A 543-nucleotide genomic window follows, 5' to 3' on the forward strand; every position below is an offset into this window, starting at 1 on the left:
AATATCCAATAAATGGTCATATTGATTGTTTAATTGCGCGATTGAAGTGTGTTAATGATACTTCGGTCGTGCTTTTTTATATTCAAAATCAAAAAATCGGACAGATAAAAAGTAAAATACTTTTTCCATCAGTCCGATTTATTATAGAACCATAAATCATTAGTAGTTCTTTATTATTTTTGTTTCACTCATTTTTAAAATCACAAAGATAATTGTAACTTAAATGATGATGCGTTATTAAAAAAAACGATACTTCGTTTCAATGACTGAATTAAATAAAAAATAAACACCTCGCAAAAGAAAGTAGTCCTTTCTTATGGTGAGGTGTTTATTTGTCGACAACTTGATTATGATTGTTTCATTTTTTGAATATGCTCATAATCAGGTGTAGCATACAAAGTTTTTTGATTGTCATATGTTACAAACCCAGGCTTTGCACCTGATGGTTTGTGCACATTTTTAATTAACGTGTAATCAACAGGTATTTGTCCAGAATTACCAGCTTTTGAAAAATATCCTGCTAACATAGCCGCTTCCTTGATT

1 pseudogene is annotated in these 543 nt (G+C 29.7%); it reads right to left on the reverse strand.

Features of this window, described 5'->3' with window-relative positions:
* Positions 1-347: 347 nt before the first annotated feature.
* Positions 348-543 (reverse strand): annotated as a pseudogene (locus J1M40_RS12210) (hypothetical protein); the annotation flags it as partial.

It is taken from the genome of Micrococcus sp. KRD026 (assembly GCF_017168445.1).
Taxonomy (GTDB): domain Bacteria; phylum Actinomycetota; class Actinomycetes; order Actinomycetales; family Micrococcaceae; genus Micrococcus; species Micrococcus luteus.